The 17,546-nt window shown below is 55.6% G+C and carries 19 protein-coding genes and 1 pseudogene; 12 read left to right on the top strand and 8 right to left on the bottom strand.

Annotated elements, in window-relative coordinates; translation table 11 throughout:
- Positions 1 to 288: 288 nt before the first annotated feature.
- From CKV94_RS09575 to CKV94_RS09560, 5 genes and pseudogenes are all read left to right on the top strand, one after another.
- Positions 289 to 759, top strand: coding sequence for a hypothetical protein (locus tag CKV94_RS09575; protein WP_003821738.1), 471 nt, complete (start codon positions 289 to 291; stop codon positions 757 to 759).
- 10 nt (positions 760 to 769) lie between these two features.
- Positions 770 to 1,183 carry a hypothetical protein gene (locus CKV94_RS09570; protein ID WP_003821739.1) on the top strand — a complete coding sequence of 138 codons (414 nt, stop codon included), beginning with the start codon at positions 770 to 772 and terminating at the stop codon, positions 1,181 to 1,183.
- Positions 1,184 to 1,402: 219 nt separating this feature from the next.
- Entirely contained in the window at positions 1,403 to 2,971 is a 1,569-nt protein-coding gene (locus CKV94_RS09565; RefSeq protein WP_003821740.1) for a TROVE domain-containing protein, read from the top strand.
- An 88-nt stretch (positions 2,972 to 3,059) separates the two neighbouring features.
- Positions 3,060 to 3,205 (top strand): annotated as a pseudogene (locus tag CKV94_RS11395) (IS5/IS1182 family transposase); the annotation flags it as partial.
- 200 nt (positions 3,206 to 3,405) lie between these two features.
- Positions 3,406 to 4,707, top strand: a complete 1,302-nt coding sequence (locus CKV94_RS09560) for an ATP-binding protein (protein ID WP_003821742.1) — start codon at positions 3,406 to 3,408, stop codon at positions 4,705 to 4,707.
- A 132-nt stretch (positions 4,708 to 4,839) separates the two neighbouring features.
- Here the strand turns inward: CKV94_RS09560 and CKV94_RS09555 are convergent, their stop codons facing one another.
- Positions 4,840 to 6,216 carry a nucleobase:cation symporter-2 family protein gene (locus tag CKV94_RS09555; protein WP_003821743.1) on the bottom strand — a complete coding sequence of 459 codons (1,377 nt, stop codon included), beginning with the start codon at positions 6,214 to 6,216 and terminating at the stop codon, positions 4,840 to 4,842.
- Positions 6,217 to 6,545: 329 nt separating this feature from the next.
- Between CKV94_RS09555 and CKV94_RS09550 the strand changes: the two genes are divergently transcribed.
- From CKV94_RS09550 to CKV94_RS09540, 3 genes are all read left to right on the top strand, one after another.
- On the top strand, positions 6,546 to 7,262 hold the full coding sequence (locus tag CKV94_RS09550; protein WP_003821744.1) for a hypothetical protein: 717 nt from the start codon (positions 6,546 to 6,548) through the stop codon (positions 7,260 to 7,262).
- Between the two features lie 78 nt (positions 7,263 to 7,340).
- Positions 7,341 to 7,928 carry a hypothetical protein gene (locus CKV94_RS09545; protein WP_003821745.1) on the top strand — a complete coding sequence of 196 codons (588 nt, stop codon included), beginning with the start codon at positions 7,341 to 7,343 and terminating at the stop codon, positions 7,926 to 7,928.
- 97 nt (positions 7,929 to 8,025) lie between these two features.
- On the top strand, positions 8,026 to 9,504 hold the full coding sequence (locus CKV94_RS09540; protein ID WP_003821747.1) for an RNA ligase: 1,479 nt from the start codon (positions 8,026 to 8,028) through the stop codon (positions 9,502 to 9,504).
- 101 nt (positions 9,505 to 9,605) lie between these two features.
- On the opposite strand, the gene CKV94_RS09535 is transcribed toward CKV94_RS09540, so the two are convergent.
- Positions 9,606 to 10,049: an RpiB/LacA/LacB family sugar-phosphate isomerase gene (locus CKV94_RS09535; protein WP_003821750.1), complete on the bottom strand. Its 444-nt coding sequence runs from the start codon at positions 10,047 to 10,049 to the stop codon at positions 9,606 to 9,608.
- A 165-nt stretch (positions 10,050 to 10,214) separates the two neighbouring features.
- Here CKV94_RS09535 and CKV94_RS09530 point away from each other — a divergent pair, with 165 nt between their 5' ends.
- From CKV94_RS09530 to CKV94_RS09520, 3 genes are all read left to right on the top strand, one after another.
- The gene (locus CKV94_RS09530; RefSeq protein WP_050754424.1) at positions 10,215 to 11,072 is read left to right on the top strand and encodes a segregation and condensation protein A; all 858 of its coding nucleotides are present in this window, start codon (positions 10,215 to 10,217) and stop codon (positions 11,070 to 11,072) included.
- 129 nt (positions 11,073 to 11,201) lie between these two features.
- Positions 11,202 to 11,672 carry a PaaI family thioesterase gene (locus tag CKV94_RS09525; protein ID WP_035579848.1) on the top strand — a complete coding sequence of 157 codons (471 nt, stop codon included), beginning with the start codon at positions 11,202 to 11,204 and terminating at the stop codon, positions 11,670 to 11,672.
- The gene (locus CKV94_RS09520) at positions 11,669 to 12,097 is read left to right on the top strand and encodes a PaaI family thioesterase (protein ID WP_003821754.1); all 429 of its coding nucleotides are present in this window, start codon (positions 11,669 to 11,671) and stop codon (positions 12,095 to 12,097) included. Before CKV94_RS09525 ends, CKV94_RS09520 begins: the two co-directional genes overlap by 4 nt.
- Before the next feature lie 181 nt (positions 12,098 to 12,278).
- Here CKV94_RS09520 and CKV94_RS09515 read toward each other — a convergent pair whose 3' ends face one another.
- The 5 genes from CKV94_RS09515 to CKV94_RS09495 all read right to left on the bottom strand — a co-directional run bounded on the left by CKV94_RS09515 (position 12,279) and on the right by CKV94_RS09495 (position 15,154).
- Positions 12,279 to 13,076, bottom strand: a complete 798-nt coding sequence (locus CKV94_RS09515) for a formate/nitrite transporter family protein (RefSeq protein ID WP_003821757.1) — start codon at positions 13,074 to 13,076, stop codon at positions 12,279 to 12,281.
- 244 nt (positions 13,077 to 13,320) lie between these two features.
- The gene (ubiT, locus tag CKV94_RS09510; RefSeq protein WP_003821758.1) at positions 13,321 to 13,764 is read right to left on the bottom strand and encodes a ubiquinone anaerobic biosynthesis accessory factor UbiT; all 444 of its coding nucleotides are present in this window, start codon (positions 13,762 to 13,764) and stop codon (positions 13,321 to 13,323) included.
- Between the two features lie 12 nt (positions 13,765 to 13,776).
- On the bottom strand, positions 13,777 to 14,697 hold the full coding sequence (locus CKV94_RS09505) for a U32 family peptidase (RefSeq protein WP_003821759.1): 921 nt from the start codon (positions 14,695 to 14,697) through the stop codon (positions 13,777 to 13,779).
- A gap of 42 nt (positions 14,698 to 14,739) precedes the next feature.
- Positions 14,740 to 14,991: a hypothetical protein gene (locus CKV94_RS09500; protein WP_003821760.1), complete on the bottom strand. Its 252-nt coding sequence runs from the start codon at positions 14,989 to 14,991 to the stop codon at positions 14,740 to 14,742.
- On the bottom strand, positions 14,963 to 15,154 hold the full coding sequence (locus tag CKV94_RS09495; protein WP_003821761.1) for a hypothetical protein: 192 nt from the start codon (positions 15,152 to 15,154) through the stop codon (positions 14,963 to 14,965). The genes CKV94_RS09500 and CKV94_RS09495 overlap by 29 nt, the downstream gene beginning before the upstream one ends.
- Before the next feature lie 93 nt (positions 15,155 to 15,247).
- On the opposite strand from CKV94_RS09495, the gene CKV94_RS09490 reads away from it, so the two are divergent.
- Positions 15,248 to 16,117, top strand: coding sequence for an acyl-CoA thioester hydrolase/BAAT C-terminal domain-containing protein (locus CKV94_RS09490; protein WP_003821763.1), 870 nt, complete (start codon positions 15,248 to 15,250; stop codon positions 16,115 to 16,117).
- A 251-nt stretch (positions 16,118 to 16,368) separates the two neighbouring features.
- On the opposite strand, the gene ubiU is transcribed toward CKV94_RS09490, so the two are convergent.
- On the bottom strand, positions 16,369 to 17,478 hold the full coding sequence (gene ubiU, locus CKV94_RS09485) for a ubiquinone anaerobic biosynthesis protein UbiU (RefSeq protein ID WP_223417300.1): 1,110 nt from the start codon (positions 17,476 to 17,478) through the stop codon (positions 16,369 to 16,371).
- Positions 17,479 to 17,546 lie beyond the last annotated feature (68 nt).

Below are 17,546 nucleotides of genomic sequence, written 5' to 3'. Positions count from 1 at the left end.
CCGAAGTGCCCCCTACGGGCGAATGCCGGCAGGATTACATTGTCTGGAAACAGCGGGTTCGATTCCCGCCGCCGGAAACGGCGAAATCCTGCCAATCTAGCCGCCCACCTTTTTTCGCGGCATGGAAAAACAAATGCCTTGGAAACTACATTGGTCGCAGGTTCGAGTCCTGCCCCGCTCCAAGCGGGTAGCTCAGTCTGGTAGAGCGGTTAAACGTTTCCCAAAAACTCGTTGTTTGCTGTGCCGCCCCTTATCAATACTTTCAGACGGCCTGAAGGAGATATAGCCATGACCGAATCATTCCATATCGCCTATCAACTGCACGATGCAGGCTGGGCAAGCGTTACCGTGAAATATGGCGAAGAAAGCCATCAGCAAGCCGTTTCCTATCTGCATGATTCGCTGAAAGATTTATGCAATTTAGCACTCGCCCTGCAAAGCGGTGCCAGCATCACTGAGGCGAAAGTCCTGTTTTTAGACGAACCCGGCGAACTGGCCTTATTGGTATCTGCAGCCGAACAAAGCAACGAAGCCGAAGTGAGGCTGATTTATTCGGACGACTGGTTTTTCAGTTTCAACTTCAATCGCAGTCCACAACAAACCTTATGGCACGGCAAAGTGGCCCGGTATGAATTGGCGGAAAACATCCGTCTGATTTTAGAAGATATTTATCTGAATATCGGCGAAAAAGAATATTTGGAAAGATGGGTAGAACATCCTTTTCCGAAAAAAAGCTACCTGAAACTGTTCCGCCTTTAAGGGAATAGATATGAACACTTGGCTAATCATCAGCGTCATCGTTTTTTCGACCATGATTTATCTGTCCTTCCAAAATAGCCGCAGCCGCAAACGCGAACAGGCTTGGCGGGAACAGACTTTTCCCGAAGCGGAATGCAGTTTGATAAAGGAAGGCTGCCGTTACGACATCGCACTTTCAGACGGCCGCACCTTCCGCCAAGCCGAAATACTCGGCACGGCGCAGGGCAAAGAAGCAGATTTTCTGTTCGGCTATGGAAGCATGCTTGTACTGCGTCTTTCAGACGACCGCAAAGCCTATGTGCGGCAGGCATGTATCCGCTGCATGATTGAAAGCGAAAGGTCGTCTGAAAGTACAGCTTCAATGAAGTTAAAATCAATATTTACAAGTTTTACGGGCGGATGCCGGCAGGATTACATTGGATAAACAATCGTCGTACTAATAATACGAAGCAGGAATCCTGCCACAGCCTAGCCGCCCCCCTCCCCCTTTTATGGAGGTAGGCGGATGCCTGAAGAGATTACATTAACCTTCCACGTTAAAAAACCGTATCCCTTCAAATATTAGCCGCCGCGTTGCCAACCATTCGAGGTCGTCTGAACAGTTCAGACCGCCCAAAACCAACAACACGAAAGGAAATGAAAAATGGCCAACACCACCTTGTTCCAATCCGTTAAAACCCGTTTGACCGCTGTCGACACACATAACGAAGCAGGCGGCATCGCCTACACGCTGACACCCAAACAACAGCTCGCCCAGCTTGCCGCCACCGGCTGCCTGAACAGCACTTACTACGCCGATGCGCAAGACCAGCTTGAGCAAGTATTGGAATTGGCGGAAAACCTGGATGCCGAGTTTATCGCCAAAACCGCCGTGTACGCCCGTCAAAAAGGCTTCATGAAAGACATGCCCGCGCTGTTGCTTGCCGTGTTGGCGAAAAAAGACGTGAACATGCTTGCCCGCGTATTCGACCAAGTGGCGGACAACGGTAAAATGTTGCGCAACTTCGCGCAAATCATCCGAAGCGGCGCAGTCGGCAGAAAATCCTTCGGCAACCGTCCGAAAAAACTGATGCAGACCTGGCTTTTGACCGCCACCGAAAAACAATTGTTGAACGCCGCTATCGGCAACGCCCCGTCGCTGGCGGACGTGGTCAAAATGGTGCATCCCAAACCGCGTGAAGCATGGCGCGCTGCATGGTTTGCGTGGCTTATCGGCAAACCGTACGACCGCGAAGCATTGCCGCCCATCACACGCGCTTTTGAAGACTACAAACAAAGCCGCCAAGGCGCATTGCCCGACGTTCCGTTCCAAATGCTCACCGCCTTGGAATTGAACAGCGGCGACTGGGCGCAAATCGCCCGCAACGGCTCATGGCAGCAGGTTCGCCAAAACCTGAACACCTTCCTGCGCCACGATGTGTTTGCCAAAAACAAAAACATCAAAATGGTGACAGAAAAACTGCGCGACAAAGCCGCCATTCGCCGCGCCCGCGTCTTGCCTTACCAATTGCTGACCGCGTATCAGGCGACATCCGAACAGATGCCGTCTGAAATCCGCGAAGCACTGCAAGATGCGATGGAAACCGCCGTACAAAACGTACCGGCCATCCGAGGCAAAGTCGTGGTTTGCCCGGACGTCTCCGGCTCCATGCACAGCCCGGCCACCGGCTATCGCGGCAGCGCGACCAGCAAAACCCGCTGCATCGACATCGCCGCGCTCGTGTCCGCCGCCATGTTGCGCACCAACCCGCAAGCCCGCGTAATACCGTTTGAACAAATCACGGTAAACGTGCAGCTCAACCCGCGCGACAGCATCATGACCAACGCCGAAAAACTCGCCAGTATCGGCGGTGGCGGAACGGCATGCAGCGCACCGCTCGCCATGCTGAACCGCGAAAAAGCCGATGTGGACTTGGTTGTCATCGTGTCCGACAATGAAAGCTGGGCAGACCGCGAACAACAATGGGGCGGCAAAACCGGCCTGATGAAAGAATGGGACATCCTGAAACAACGCTGTCCCGAAGCCAAACTCGTCTGCTTGGACATCCAGCCCTACATCACCGCACAAGCGCAAAACCGCCGCGACATCTTGAACATCGGGGGTTTCTCCGACCAAGTGTTCACGCTCATCGGCTCGTTCGCCGAGCACGGTATGGGCGAGGATTTCTGGGTGGAAGAGATTGAGAAAACCGTGCTGGCGGCAGTGTGCTAGTATTTTTCAGGTAGCCTTTGCCGCACGGTGGAGGCTACCTGAAAACCTATGTGCAACACCCGCAGCACAGGCATTTCCACTCTTCATTCGATATAGTGAATTAAATTTAAATCAGGACAAGGCGGCGAGCCGCAGACAGTACAAATAGTACGGCAAGGCGAGACAACGCTGTACTGGTTTAAATTTAATTCACTATACCGTTATAAATTTTCAGGTAGCCTCTTATCCAAAAGGCTACCTGAAATTCCGCAGGGGCAGGTTTAAAACCTGCCCTCCTTTATTCACGCAGCTCAATGCCGCCGAATTTCCATTAGAAAAATGTAATTAACCATCATTTTTTCATTCGAAAAAATGTATTCATCATCTATTTTTTCATTAGAAAAAATGTATTCCCACCTGTATAATGCCAAAAAAACCGGCTATTAGGACTCCCTATGCAGCGCAGAATTATCCAAGCCTTAAAAAAGTGGAAACTCAAGCCCAACCGCAAACCCCTGATTATCCAAGGGGCAAGGCAGGTTGGAAAAACATGGGCGATGAAGCATTTCGGCGAAACCTGTTTCGCCCAAACCGCCTACATCAATTTCGACCACAACCCACGCATGCAAACCCTGTTTTCAGGCGATTACGACATCGGCCGCCTGCTGCTCGGCCTGAAAATCGAAAGCGGCGTGGATATTCAAGCCGAAGATACCCTGCTGATTTTTGACGAAATTCAAGAAGTGCCGCAGGCCTTGGCATCGCTCAAATATTTCTACGAAAACGCACCGCAGCTCCATATTGCAGCGGCAGGCTCGCTCTTGGGCATCTCCCTGCACCATCAGGTTTCCTTTCCTGTTGGCAAGGTGGATTTCCTACCGCTCTATCCGATGGATTTTCATGAATTCCTCACCGCGCTTGGGCAGCAGGATTTGGTGCAGCTCTTGGAAATGTGCGATTGGCCGCTGATTGCCGCCATGAAAAGCCGCTATATCGAGCTGCTGCGCCAATATTATTTTGTCGGCGGCATGCCGGAAGCGGTACAAACCTTTATTGACACGCAAAATTTCAGCGAAGTGCGCCAAATCCAGCGAAACCTGCTCACGGCCTACGGGCAGGATTTCTCCAAACACATTGCCGACGGTCACACCGTGCAGCGCGTGCGTGCCTTATGGCATGCCATCCCCGAGCAGCTTGCCAAAGAAAACAAAAAGTTCATCTATGCCCACCTGCAAAAAGGCGCCCGCAGCAAAGACTACGAAACCGCCCTTCAATGGCTCAGAGACAGCGGGCTGGTACACATCGTGCCGCGCATCAAAAAGCCGCACCTCCCCCTCACCGCCTACCAAGACAACGCCTTCAAACTCTACGGCTTAGACGTAGGGCTGCTCGCTGCGCAAAGCGGGCTGGATGCGGGCACTCTGCTGGAAGGCAACCGCATTTTCACCGAATTCAAAGGCGCGCTCACCGAACAATACGTTTTGCAGCAACTCATTGCTTCGCAAGATAATCCCGTTTTCTACTGGGCAAGCGAAAAAGGCACGGCGGAAGTAGATTTCGTGTTGCAGCGCGGGCAAGGCGTGATGCCGATTGAAGTGAAGGCGGAAGAAAATTTAAAAGCGAAAAGTTTGAAGGTGTACGCCGAGCAGTTCAAGCCCGAACAGGCGATACGTTTTTCCATGGCTGATTATCGGGAGCAGGAGTGGATGACGAATGTACCACTATATAGCGTAGACGCGTTTTGCAATGAAAAATGAACAAGGCAGGTATTTCCCCGCCGGCTATTTGAAGGCTACCTGAAAACCGTTTGCACAAAATTTTCAGGTAGCCTCTTATCCAAAAGGCTACCTGAAAGCATCAACTTCAACAAAATTAAGGGCTGCCGGCGATTACTCTTCCAGCCTTACCACCTGATCTTTCTCATCTCTCGGCAGAATCAGATTCAGCACCACCGCCATAATGCCGCCGGCGGCAATCGCGTTGCGGAACACTTCCGGTAGTGCCTTAAATACTTCCGGCTCAAAAGCCACGCCCAAGCCGATGCCCACCGAAGTAGCCGCAATTACGGCCTCGCGGCGGTTGATGCCATGGGTCATGATGATGCGCACGCCGGCAATCGCAATCAGGCCGAACATCAGCACCATCGCCCCGCCGAGCACCGGCGAAGGAATGGTGGTGAACACGCGCCCCACCACAGGAAACAGCCCGGCCAGCACCAAAATCACAGCAATATAACGCCCCACATGGCGCGAGGCCACGCCCGTCATTTGGATTACGCCGTTGTTTTGCGCAAACGTGGTGAGCGGCAGCGAGCCGAGCGCCGTGGCAATCACCGACACCAGCCCGTCGGCAAACACCCCGCCGCGCAGCCGTTTTTGAAACTCGTCGCCCTCATATGGTTGGCCAGACACCATCGCCGTGGCCGTGAGGTCGCCCACCGCCTCGAACACGCTCAAAAGATAAATCGTGCCCGCCACCAAAAACGCGCTCCAATCAAAGGCAAAGCCATATTTAAACGGCACAGGCAGCGTGAACAGCGGCGTGTTTTGCAACGGCGAAAAATCCACCATGCCCATCGCCAGCGCGGCAATATAACCCGCCACCAGCCCCACCGCGATGCCGCTCATGCGCAAAAACGGATTGCGCATACAGTTGAATAGCAACACGATGACCAACACAAAACCCGCCAAACCGATATTTTGCACCGAGCCGAAAGCATCCGTGCCCTTCGCGCCGAAACCGCCGCCGAAATCAGTGATGCCGATATCAATCAGGCTCAAGCCGATCAGCAGCACCACCACGCCGCTCACCGTGGGCGTGATCACCCGTTTCAGATAAGGCAGCGCCCAAGCCGAAGCGCAAATCAAAAACGCCCCGGCAAACGACACGCCCAACAGCGTGGACAGCATCGCCGACTCGCTCAGGCCACCTTCGCGCATGCCCAAACCCAGCGAAATCATCACGCCCACAAAGGAAAAATTCACCGACTGAATCGAAAGCAGCCCCGAGCCCACCGGCCCGAAGCGGCTCACCTGCAAAAACGTGCCGATGCCGGAAGCCACCATCGCCATCGAAACCAAATAAGCCGTGGTTTCCGCAGGCAATTTCAGCGCGCCGCCCACAATCAGCGCCGGCGTAACCATCGGCACGAAAATCGCCAACAAATGCGTTATTGCGCTCAACAGTGCATTGGCAAATGGTGGCTTATCTTCCAGCTTATACACTAAATCCGCCTCGGCGGCGGCTTTCATATCGGCATCAGCCATGATTTATTTCCCTGATAATAAAAGGATTAGCAACTCCCAAAGCCGCCGTGAAATAGCAGCCTCGGCTCAAATTTGGGCGCGATTGTAATGCTTTTTACACAAATAGCGCAAAGCAGGCGTATTCCGTTTTTCAGGTAGCCTTATAATTCATAGCTATATTTCTATAAATACTATCTATAAAACTATATCTTTCACCATACATACTAATCATCTGCCTACCGATAAAAAATAGTCCCCCGTAATATCAATCCATTAGACAAACAACTCGCTGCTTGGCACAATCCATGCTAAACAAATCATATTGTTAAAAAGGCTACCTGAAAGCACCCATGCCCTTGCTCCACCTAGAAACCCTACCCCACACCGGCCTGCCTGAATGGCAACACCGTCAACGCTGTGCTGCCATCAGTCGCTTCCACGAGCTCGGCGGCGTGCTCGATTTCCAGCAATTCGCTTACACCACTGCCGCTGCCAACGAGGCCGAACACCGTGAATACCACCTGGCCACCGCCAACCACACTCTGCATGCCGTTCTCGCCGAGCGCAACGCACAGGCCATGCAGCGCGCAGCCCGATACCAAGTGCCCACTCCCGCCGCGCTGGCCCAGCATTTCAGCCTGCAAGTCGATATGGGGTGCAAAATCAGCGCAGCCGAGTTCTACGGCAACCAGCTCGATTTGCAGCACACCCGCCTCATCGTGCGCGGACAAGGCAGCCAATTCGGCCGTTTTCTCTATCATGACAGCGAAACCGATGTCGAGCACACCATAGCCAGAGAGACGCCCAGCAGCGCCTTCTGCCATGCCTTCCTCAATCCACCCTACCCCGCCCGCTTCGGCCAAACGGCCCGCGAAATCGGCGAATATTTCCTCGACTTCTGCCGCCAACTGTTCGGTAGCCTGAACCACATCGAAACCTACGCATGGAACACCAATTGTTCCGACTATTTTGCAGACGGCCGCGAATGGTGGGGCACATACTTCTGGACCGTATACAGCCCGCAAACCCGGCTCTACACCGGTATCATGGGCTCAGCCACCGACTAATTAAACACAAAGCAACAAACTTTCAGGTAGCCTCTAATCCTCCCCCAAGGCTACCTGAAACTGCCAACCAAACAAACCATGACTGCCCTCACCCAACTCTTGCTCCAAGCCTTTCCTGCTGCCTACCAAGCTGAAGCCGGGCAGCTCTTGGCCCATATGCAACACCCCCGCTCCCCAAGCCCCTCCACAGAGCCGGACAAACTGCTGCTAGGCGGCCAAACCATCCGCCTGATTCGCCGGCAATACGGCCTCGCCATCGCCCGCCGCCCCGAATCACTCAACCCCATCCAACACGCCATGTTCCACTGCCTGCACACCCGCCACCACGACGGCCATGTCCGCGAACAACACTTCGCCGCCCTGCTTGCCCCCGACCAGCCCGCCTTTGTTGCCCCCTTTGCCGCCCAGCTGCTCGGCGAATACGTTTTGCCCATTCAAGAGCAAGTGTGCACCTTTTTCCGCCACAACCGCGCCATCCTGGCCGCCTTCTTGGCCGAAAACCCTGCCTACTGGCGCAAACAGCAAAACCGCATCCGCAGCTATTGGCACTGCTACCACCGCCACCAATACCCCGACTGGCCAAGCTACCCCATTAACCGGCTGGCGCAAGAAATCGATGCCGAAGTAAAACGACATCACCGCTCTTTTTCAGGTAGCCTGTCCTGAAAGGCTACCTGAAAGCGAAGCTTCAACACAGTTAAAATGCAGTGCAGCAGCGTTGCTGCGAAGTGAAAACAAACCGACAAAAGAAAGACACGCAACCATGCAAAAATTCATCTTAATCCGCGGCCATCAAGGTTCGGGAAAATCAACTTTCGCCGAACAAAAAGCCGCCGAGTTTGCCCAACAATATCCCGATGCCGAAATCGTCCACATCGAAAACGATTTACTCATGACCGACGAAAACGGCGTGTACCGCTGGTCGGGCGAGGCAGTGGATAAGGCACAGAAGCGCGGTAATGCCTTGATGACCACAACTTTGAAACTCGGACGCCAAAATCCGAATCGCAATATTTTGATTATTAACTCCAACACCAACCAAAAGGCTTCGCGTTGCCGTCACTTGTTGGATCAGGCGAAGAAGAGCGGATTCCAAACGGAAATCTACCGCCTGCACAACTTCTATCCCAACCTGCACGGCGTGAAAGAGCGCGACGTGCTGGCCGCCTATGTGAAGCTCAATCAAAACCCTGTGCCCGACGAAATCCACATCGAAGCCGTGCAGCCGGCCAACGCGGAGCAGTTGGCAAAAATCGAGCGAATGCAAGCCATCGAGCAGCACGCCCTGTCGTTTGACGAAGCGCAGCAAACCTTCGTAACCGAACACTATCTGCAACATGGCAGCCGCAACTTTACCGCCAAAGCATCCAAACGTTATCCCGAATTGCACGTGTTGAAATACGCCCGTAGCGTGTTCTACAACAACCGCTTTGATGATGCTTTGCTGGAGATGCGCGGTTTGATTATCGACGCGCACAACCACATCATCGTGCGCCCGTTTAAAAAAGTGTTCAATTATTCGGAACGTATCGCCAAAGGCAGCCGTTATCCGATCCGCATCGGCGACGAGCGATTGGTGGATGCGGTGGTAAAAGTAAACGGCTTCCTCGGCTGCTGCACTTTCGTCTCGCTTCCAAGCGACCACCCGTCGCACGGCGCAGCGTTTGACGGCAAAGTGCTGTATTCGACCACCGGTTCGCTTGATAGCGCGTTTGCGGACATGACCGCCGCACACTGCGCGCAATACGAACCCCTGTTCCGCGCTTATCCGAACCATACTTTTTTGTTTGAAATCACAGACGCGAAAGACGTGCACATCATCCGCGAAGAATTGGGCGAAACCTTAATCGGCTGCATTGACGTGGCGACAGGTCGTCAATTTACCGAAGCCGAATTGGACGAAATCGGTAAACAATACGGCATCCGCCGCCCCGAAACGCTGAAAAACATCACGTTCGGCGAGCTGAAAGGCCGTCTGAAAAACGTGGAACACGAAGGTTTTATGGTGTTTGATGCCCAAACCGGCGAAATGCTGTTCAAACTCAAATCGCCGTATTACCTGATTTCCAAGTTTCTGGGACGAAGCAACGAAGGCAACATCGGACGCAAGCTCGACAAACGCCATGTCGATGAAGAGTTTTATCCGCTTATCGACCACATCCGCGACCATCGTCAAGCATTCAACGCTATGCCGGAATTGGATAAGATCGCGTTTATCCAAGCATTCTTGCGCCAGTTGTGAGAATGGCTGGTAAAGAAAAGGCTACCTGAAGCAAAGCAGCGCAGCTTCTGCGAAGCTAAAGTTTCAGGTAGCCTTTTGTGCGTTTACGGTTTGCAAGCCCGTCAAACACCGCGTTCGAAGGCTTCGATCTCGCCCACCTTCGGCGCATAGCCGCTGGAGGTGTCGTGGCGCAAATCCAACCAGATGTTTACCAGCGCCCAAGCGGCGGGGGCGGCGATGACGTTTTGCCCCATGCAAAGCACTTGTGCGTTGTAGTTTTCCACCGAGCCGCGCAGGGTGAGCAGGTCGTGGGCGGTGGCGGCACGGATGCCGCGCACTTTGTTCGCGGCAATCGCGGTACCCACGCCCGTGCCGCAAATCAGAATGGCGCGGTCGGCGCGGCCGGCGGCTACCTCCTGCGCGGCGGCAAAAGAAAGCTGCGGATAGGTGCCGTCTGGCGACGACAAATCCACCAGGCCCGTCACACGCGGGTCGTGTTGCAGATGCGTTTTGAGTGCGTTTTTCAATTCAACGCCGTTGGCCGGCGCGGCAATCACGAGTTTCATCAATCGCTCCTTATTCTGATGTGGGAAATGCAGCCAGTATGCGCCGCTTGGCTGATGCTTTCAAGCCGTGTGTTGCTTTCAGGTAGCCTTTTGGAGTAGCGAACCGCTCTTGATAAAATCCACTATAATCCCTGCTTTCCACGCCCGCCAAAGGCTACCTGAAACATGCCCGCTTCCCCGCCCGATATGCCGAGCAGCCCCGGCATCGCCACGCTGTTCGGCCAGCCGGTTACCGACCTGCCCGCCGACCTTTTCATCCCGCCCGATGCGCTGCAGGTGGTGCTGCACAGTTTTGAAGGCCCGCTCGATTTGCTGCTTTATCTTATCCGCAAGCAAAACATCGATGTGCTGGATATTCCCATGCTCAAACTCACCGAGCAATATCTGGCCTATATCGCGCAAATGGACGAGCAAAACCTGGATTTGGCCGCGGAATACCTGCTGATGGCGGCGGTGCTGATTGAAATCAAATCACGCCTGCTCCTGCCCGCGCCGCCCGCCGCCGAAGATGAAGACATTGCCGACCCGCGCGCCGAATTGGTGCGCCGCCTCTTGGCCTACGAGCAAATGAAGCTCGCCGCCGTAGGTTTAGACGCGCTGCCCCGCGTCGGCCGCGATTTCGCCTGGGCGTATCTGCCGCTGGAAATCGCCACCGCCGCCAAGCTGCCGGAAGTGCGGCTGGCCGACCTCACCCAAGCCTGGCTCGCCATCCTCTCCCGCGCCGGCCAACGCCACAGCCACACGGTGGTACAGGAAAACGAAGCCCTTTCCGTGCGTGCCACCATGAGCCGCATCTTGCGCCGTCTGCAAGACGGCAGCTGCCGCTTCAGCCGATTGTTTGAGCCGGAAAGCGGTGTGGCACAAGTGGTGGTGAGTTTTATCGCCCTGTTGGAGCTGGTGAAAGAAGGGCTGGTGCGCCTCACGCAGGAAGACGGCGCTTTTGGCGATATTTTGGTGCAACTGCCTGGTGAAGCAGACGAAACCGCCGTGCTGCAAGGCGAAGGCGATGATGAAAACCAATAGCAAGGCTGGCTGCACATACAGCAATACGGTTTTCAGCCAGCCTTGACAAGGCCTCCTGCCAGTCAAACAATAACACCCTCCGCCTCCTAAAGGCTACCTGAAAATATATTGCTCCAAATCGAAACCGCCATGCCTGCCAATTCCGCCCTCTACCGCATTCTCAGCCAACACTTCCTCGACCTTCCCCATTCCCGCGCCATCGGCCTGCGCTACGAAGGCATCCGCGCCCGCCGCCCCGTGCTCAGTTTCGACTGGCAGCCCCACCTCGTTGGCCGCCACGACACCCAAATCATCCACGGCGGCACCATCACCACACTGGTCGATATGGTTTCCGCCTGCGCGGTAACCGCCCAGCTGCCCAGCGCCGAAATCCTCGCCACTCTCGATATGCGCATCGACTACATGCACCCCGCCACCCCCGGCCGCCTCATCTACGGCCGCGCCGAATGCTACCGCCTGGCCGGCCAAGTGGCCTTCGTGCGCAGCAGCTGTTACCAAGAAGACCCTTCCGACCCCTTTGCCTTGGGCATGGCCACCTTCATGCGCACCCCGCTCTCCCCCGCAGAACAAGCCAAGCTACAGGAGTTGTTGCAAGCATGAGCACCCCTTTTATCCTATCCCCCGAGCTCACCGCCGAGGCCGCCGAGCTCATCCCTTACAACGGCTTCATCGGCCTGCAATGCGGCGAATCCAACGGCCATCCCCTGTTTGCTCTGCCCTACAAACGGGAAAACATCGGCAACATCTTCCTGCCCGCCCTGCACGGCGGCATGCTCGGCGGCTTCATCGAAAGCTGCGCCGTGCTCTTCCTCTACCGCCAGGCCGGCCTTGCCGAGCTGCCCAAGATGATCGATTTATCGATCGATTACCTGCGCAGCGGCAAGCCGGAAACCACCTACGCCCGCTGCTCCCTCACCCGCCAAGGCAGCCGAATTGCCAACGTGGCGGTGGAAGCCTGGCAGTCCGACCCCGCCAAACCCATCGTGGTGGCCCGCTGCCACTTCCAAATGCCCGCCGCCGAATAGTTTTCCGCATCTGGTATGCGCAAAATTTCAGGTAGCCTGTTTAACGGAAAACAGGCTACCTGAAATTTTTATAATGGAAAAAGAATGCTGCGGTGTTGGTTCGCCTTGCCGTACTTGTGCGGCTTGCCACCGTCTCCCATTCTTCATTTTCATCCACTCTATTGGGATAACACATCAAACCCTAATCCACATACTCTCCCTCATCCTCATTCAAAAACGCATACGGCACACCAATCAGCAGCCCGCCGCCGATCCAATTTGCCACAAAAGCCACGCTGCAATGGCGCAGGATATTCAGCGCTTCAAAATGCGACACGCTATCGGCAATCTGATTGAAGCCCACCAGCGCAAATGAAGCAAAGTTCGCCGCCACGTGTTCGTTGGCCAAAAACACAAACATATACACCGCCGCAAACACCGCCGCAATCTTCGCCGCCTGTTCCTTCAGCAACAGATACGCCACCACCGCCACGTTCACAAACAGATTAGCAAAAATCCCCTCCGCCAGCACCAAGCCGTTTGGCCGCTCCAGCTTGTGCCCCACCATATTGGCCAAATAGCCATCCGCCGAAATATGGGCAAACGCGCTGGTTTGGTTGAACAGCCAGGCGGTGAAAATCGAACCGATTAAATTAAACGCCGTGCAGTAGAGTAAAATAATCAGCGCCTTTTCCCATTTGATTTTTTTGAGAAAGGTGCCGGCCGTGAGATACATCATATTGGAAGTGGTGAGCTCCGTATTGAGAAACAGGATATACACCAGCCCCCACGAGAAGAAAAACGGGAAAGCAAAACGCCCCAGCGAAGGGTGTACAGTGTTGAGCACATCCGCCGCAATCACACCCGTGGCCGGCGTGAGCGTGAGCAGCATGCCGGCAATCAGCGAACGCAGCGCATACTTCGACTTGCTGCGCTCAAACAGCCACTCCTTCTTATGGCAGGCCTGCTCGATTTTTTCCACAAATACGGATTGCGCCATAGTGGTTCCCTTTTCAAATTGGATTACTTTCAAATTATGATTTGTATGTTTCAGGTAGCCCTGGTTAAAGCCAGCACAGGCTACCTGAAAACTTCTCTTGCGACAGTGTCGGCACAGCCATACCAGTTTATCGTGCTGCTGCGGTGTAGCCTATCGTTTCAGCTGCCTCAGGCAAGTATGGCAGGCTACCTGAAAGACTTGGCTTCAACACGGTTCAAACGAATCGGCAGCGCCCCACGGGCGCCTATTCAAACATTTCCTGCCATTTCACCAACTGCTCGGCAAACGGCCATTCCACGCTGTCGAGCAGGTTTTTGGTGATCAGCCCCAATTCGGTGTCGCCTTCGATTTGCAGTTTGCGTTTGAAAAACAGGGTATCGGGGTCTTCTTCGCGCAGCATCATGCGCAAGAAATCCACGCCGTTGGCGGCCAGCCGGAGGTCGGGTGTGCCTTCGAAGCGGCGGTCGAGGAAGCGTTCGCTATCGGCGGTGAAGCGCACGGTGATGCCCGCGTCGAGCACGTCGATTTCGAAGGTGCGGCCGTCAAACAGGCTCATGTCGGCGGGCAACAGGCCGCGTTGGAGCATGAGGTTGAGGGTTTTAACCAGCGCGAAACGCGGCGGTAAGGCGGGCAGGCGGCGGCCGATTTGGGCGCACCATTGCGGCAGGGTGATGTCGGGCAGGGGCATGATGGTTTCCTTTCAGGCGGCGTTGATGCCGTAGGCTTTGCGGTTGGCTTCCACGGCTTCGATGCCGGGTTTACCCAGCCAGTAGCCGTCCACGGGTGTGCCGGTGGATAGGCGGGCGAGTTCGGGCAGGGCTTCGTCTAGGGTGGTTTGGCCATCGAGCAAGGCGTGGTGCAGTTCGATGATACGCGGCATGTCGGTGAGCTGGGGCGAGAGGCGCAGGATGTTTACGCCGATGGCGGCCATGTCGGCGTGGTGCGGCAGCAGGCATTGGCTGCCGTAGGACATGGTTTGGATGCCGTTGATGGTGAGGAACGGCTGGCCTTCGCGGGTGTTCATGGTGAGGCCGTGTTCGTGATCGAGGCAGCGGAATTCGCAGCTGTCTTTGTTTAGGTTGTAGTGCCGCGCGGTGAAGCAGCGGGACGAATAGGCCAAGGGAATTTTGCCCCAGGCGAAGATTTCGGTTTCGAGGCCGTCTGAAAGGCGGGCGATGTCGGCCACTTTGTCGCGGGCGAGTTCGGCAGGGGCGACCCAGCGGTATGCACCGAGGTTTTGGAAGAGTTGCAGGGTGGCTTCGTTGTAGATGTTGAGGCTGGCGCCGGCCACGAAGGGGATACCGTGTTTGCGGGCGAGTTTGACCGCCCCCATATCGTTGGCTTCGATTTTAAATTGGGTTTGGCCGGTGATTTTGCGCAGGCGTTTGAGGTCGGATTCGCTTTCGAGCAGCACTTGTGAGGAAAGGATGATTTCCTTGCCGCTGTCAGCGAGGTCTTGAGCAAGGCCGAACCAGTCATCGAAACGCATTTTCTGGCGGCGGGAGCAGACGGTTTCGCCCAGATAGATGGTGTCGAGCGGGCTGGCGAGCATTTGGACGTAGAATTCGAGCAGGGTTTCTTTCTGCCAGAAGAATTGGATGGGGGCGAGGGAGAGTTTCATGGGTGTTCCTTTGTCTTTCTGTCTTTTCAGACGGCCTGGAGGCTACCTGAAAATCGTTTGGGCAAAGCGGGCAATGTTTTTCCAGTTTACGGCCTGCAATACAACGACGGCTTCGTTTTCTAAAAAATCGGCGGCGGAATCATCGGCATAGGTTTGATTGAGGCGGCACAAATCGTAGAAGGTAAAAACAAAATCCTGCCCGTTGATATGCAATGAAAAATCCAACAGGCAACCTTTGCTCTCGGCTTCAAATTCAGCTAGGTCATCAAACCATTCCGGGAAGGTGATGTGCATAGGACTCCTTTTCAGACGGCCTTATTGTGTTCGGTTTCGGCGGCGTGAAATAAGGGTGCGCAAGCGTCCACACGGCGGGGAAGGCAGGGGTATCTTCTTCGACGGCCACGGTCAGGTCGTGTTTGTATAGGGCGTTGCGCAGGTCTTCGATGTGTTTTTTCATGCTCTTATTTTCCGCACTGTTTTTCAGGTAGCCCCTACCGCAAAACGGTGGGACAATGCTTTAACTTTAACGCTTTGTTTTTAGGAGCAAGCCATGCAGCCCGACCGGATATTGTCTTACGCTTCAGACGGCCTGACCGCCGCGCTGTACCGCGGCCGGTACGCGCCGCCTTCCGACCGCATCGTCATCATGCTCGGCGGCAGCGACGGCAGTTACGCGCTCACGCAAACCTATGCCGCCGTGTTCGCCGAAAACGGTCTGACTGCGCTGGCCGTGCCTTACTGGTGGCAGCCGCACCTGGCGCAGGGGCTGGCGCAAATTGCCGTGGAAACGGTGGAAACCGCCGTGCGACGGGCGCAGGAAATGGGTTTTTGCCAAACCGGCGTGTGGGGTATTTCCATGGGTGTGCAACTGGCCCTGCTGGCCGCCTCCCTGATTCCAGACATCGGCCGCGTGGCCGCCGTCAGCCCGCTGGACGTGTGCGTGCAGGGTTTGCAAACCGCGCCGCGCAGGAAGCTACTTGACTGTTCCGCCTTCACCTGGCGGGGGTGCGACCTGCCATATTGCCCGCTTCACATGAACCGCCTGCGCGTATTGCGGGATTGCGTGAAAACCCGCAGCCTTTGTCTGCGCTCCTGCTACCGCGATGCGGTCGGTGCAGCGGAGGAAACACGCATCCGGGTGGAAAACATCCAAGGCGCGGTGCTGCTGCTTTCCGCCGAAGACGACACCATGTGGCCTTCATACGAAGCCGTGCGGCGCATCGTCAGCCGTTTGGAAGACGGCGGCTTCCGGTATCCCATCATCGAACGCGCCTACCACCGCGCGGGGCATTACCTGTTTCCGGTGGAAAGCCGCTGGCACAAACTGTTTGCCAACGCCCGCCGTTACCCGCAGGACTACATGGCCGCCGCCCGCGACGCGCTGGCGCAGGCACTTGACTTTTTCCACGGCTGGCAATAGGGCAAAGGCCGTCCGAAAGCCTTCAAAGCAGCCGAAACTTTTCAGACGGCCTTCGGGCTGCTTGAAATTTATTCACGCCGCCAAACCCAATCCGCGTTTGATTTGGCTCGCATCCGCACCGCACCTTTGTCGGCGGAAGCGGTCGGATACTTGTATCCGACATTTATATTGATCAAAGTGTCGGATTCGAGAATCTGACCTAAAGCTGCTTTTTCAGGTAGCCTTTCAGACGGCCTTGAGGCCGTCTGAAACTACTTCCAAGGCCGGTTATATGCGCCCAGCGTGCTTTGGCTGCCTTCGGACACCTTGCCCAAAGCCGCGTCCCATGCGGGGGTTACGCGGTAGTGTGCGGGGTCTGCCGCCGCTGCGTCCAAAGCCTGCCGCAGCGTGCGCGTAACCTGCGCGGTATACATCGGGCTGCGCTGGCGGCCTTCCACCTTCACCGCCGCCACGCCGATTTTGATAAGCTGCGGCAGCACTTCCAGCACGTTCAGGCTGGTCGGCTCTTCCAGCGCGTAATAGGTTTCATCGTTCACCTCAAAACGGCCTTTGCACAGCGTGGGGTAGCCTGCCGGTTCGTCTTTGTTGAACTGGTCGATCATCACCTGGTTGAGCCGCACGTTCATTTTGTCGGGCAACTGCTCCCAACGTACGGCCTTGGCGGGCGAACACACACCCTGCATATTCGGCGATTCGCCCGTGGCATAGCTCGACAGGATGCAGCGGCCTTCCACCATCACGCACAGGCTGCCGAAGCCGAACACTTCAATCTCCACATCCGTGTTTTCAATCACATGCTGCACTTGGTCTATCGTCAGCACACGCGGCAGCACGGCGCGGCGGATGCCGAACAAGTCTTTCATTAAATTGATGGCTTCGTAATTGGTGGCCGAACCCTGCACCGACATATGCAGCCGCAGATTCGGATGTTTTTCGCAGGCATAGGCCATCACAGCGGGGTCGGCCACAATCACCGCGTCCGCGCCCAAATCGGCGGCGGTGTCGATGGCGCGCCGCCAGCGTTCCACCTGCCCGGCTTGGGCGTAGGTGTTGATGGCCATCAGCACCTGCCGCCCGCGGTCGTGGGCGTAGCGGATGCCTTCGATGATGGATTTTTGGTCGAAATTCAGGCCGGGGAAATTGCGCGCGTTGGTCGCGTCTTTCAGCCCCATGTAAACCGTGTCCGCGCCGTTGTCCACGGCGGTTTTCAGGGCGGGCAGGTTGCCGGCGGGGCAGACGAGTTCGGGGATTCGGCCGCGCTCGGTCGGCTGCGGCTGGGCGGCGGGTTTGGTGTGGTGGGTGGGCTGGAAGTCGTCAAACAGCATGGCGTGTCCGTTTGTTTGGGGGCAAATATTGGGCATTCTACGGGCAAGGCGGCGGTTTGGCGCTGATTTAAATCAACTTCGCTGGGCAGGTATTTTTCAGGTAG

Origin of the sequence: Eikenella corrodens (assembly GCF_900187105.1) — a bacterium.
Lineage (GTDB): Bacteria > Pseudomonadota > Gammaproteobacteria > Burkholderiales > Neisseriaceae > Eikenella > Eikenella corrodens.
This window is presented reverse-complemented; position numbering and strand designations above follow the sequence as displayed.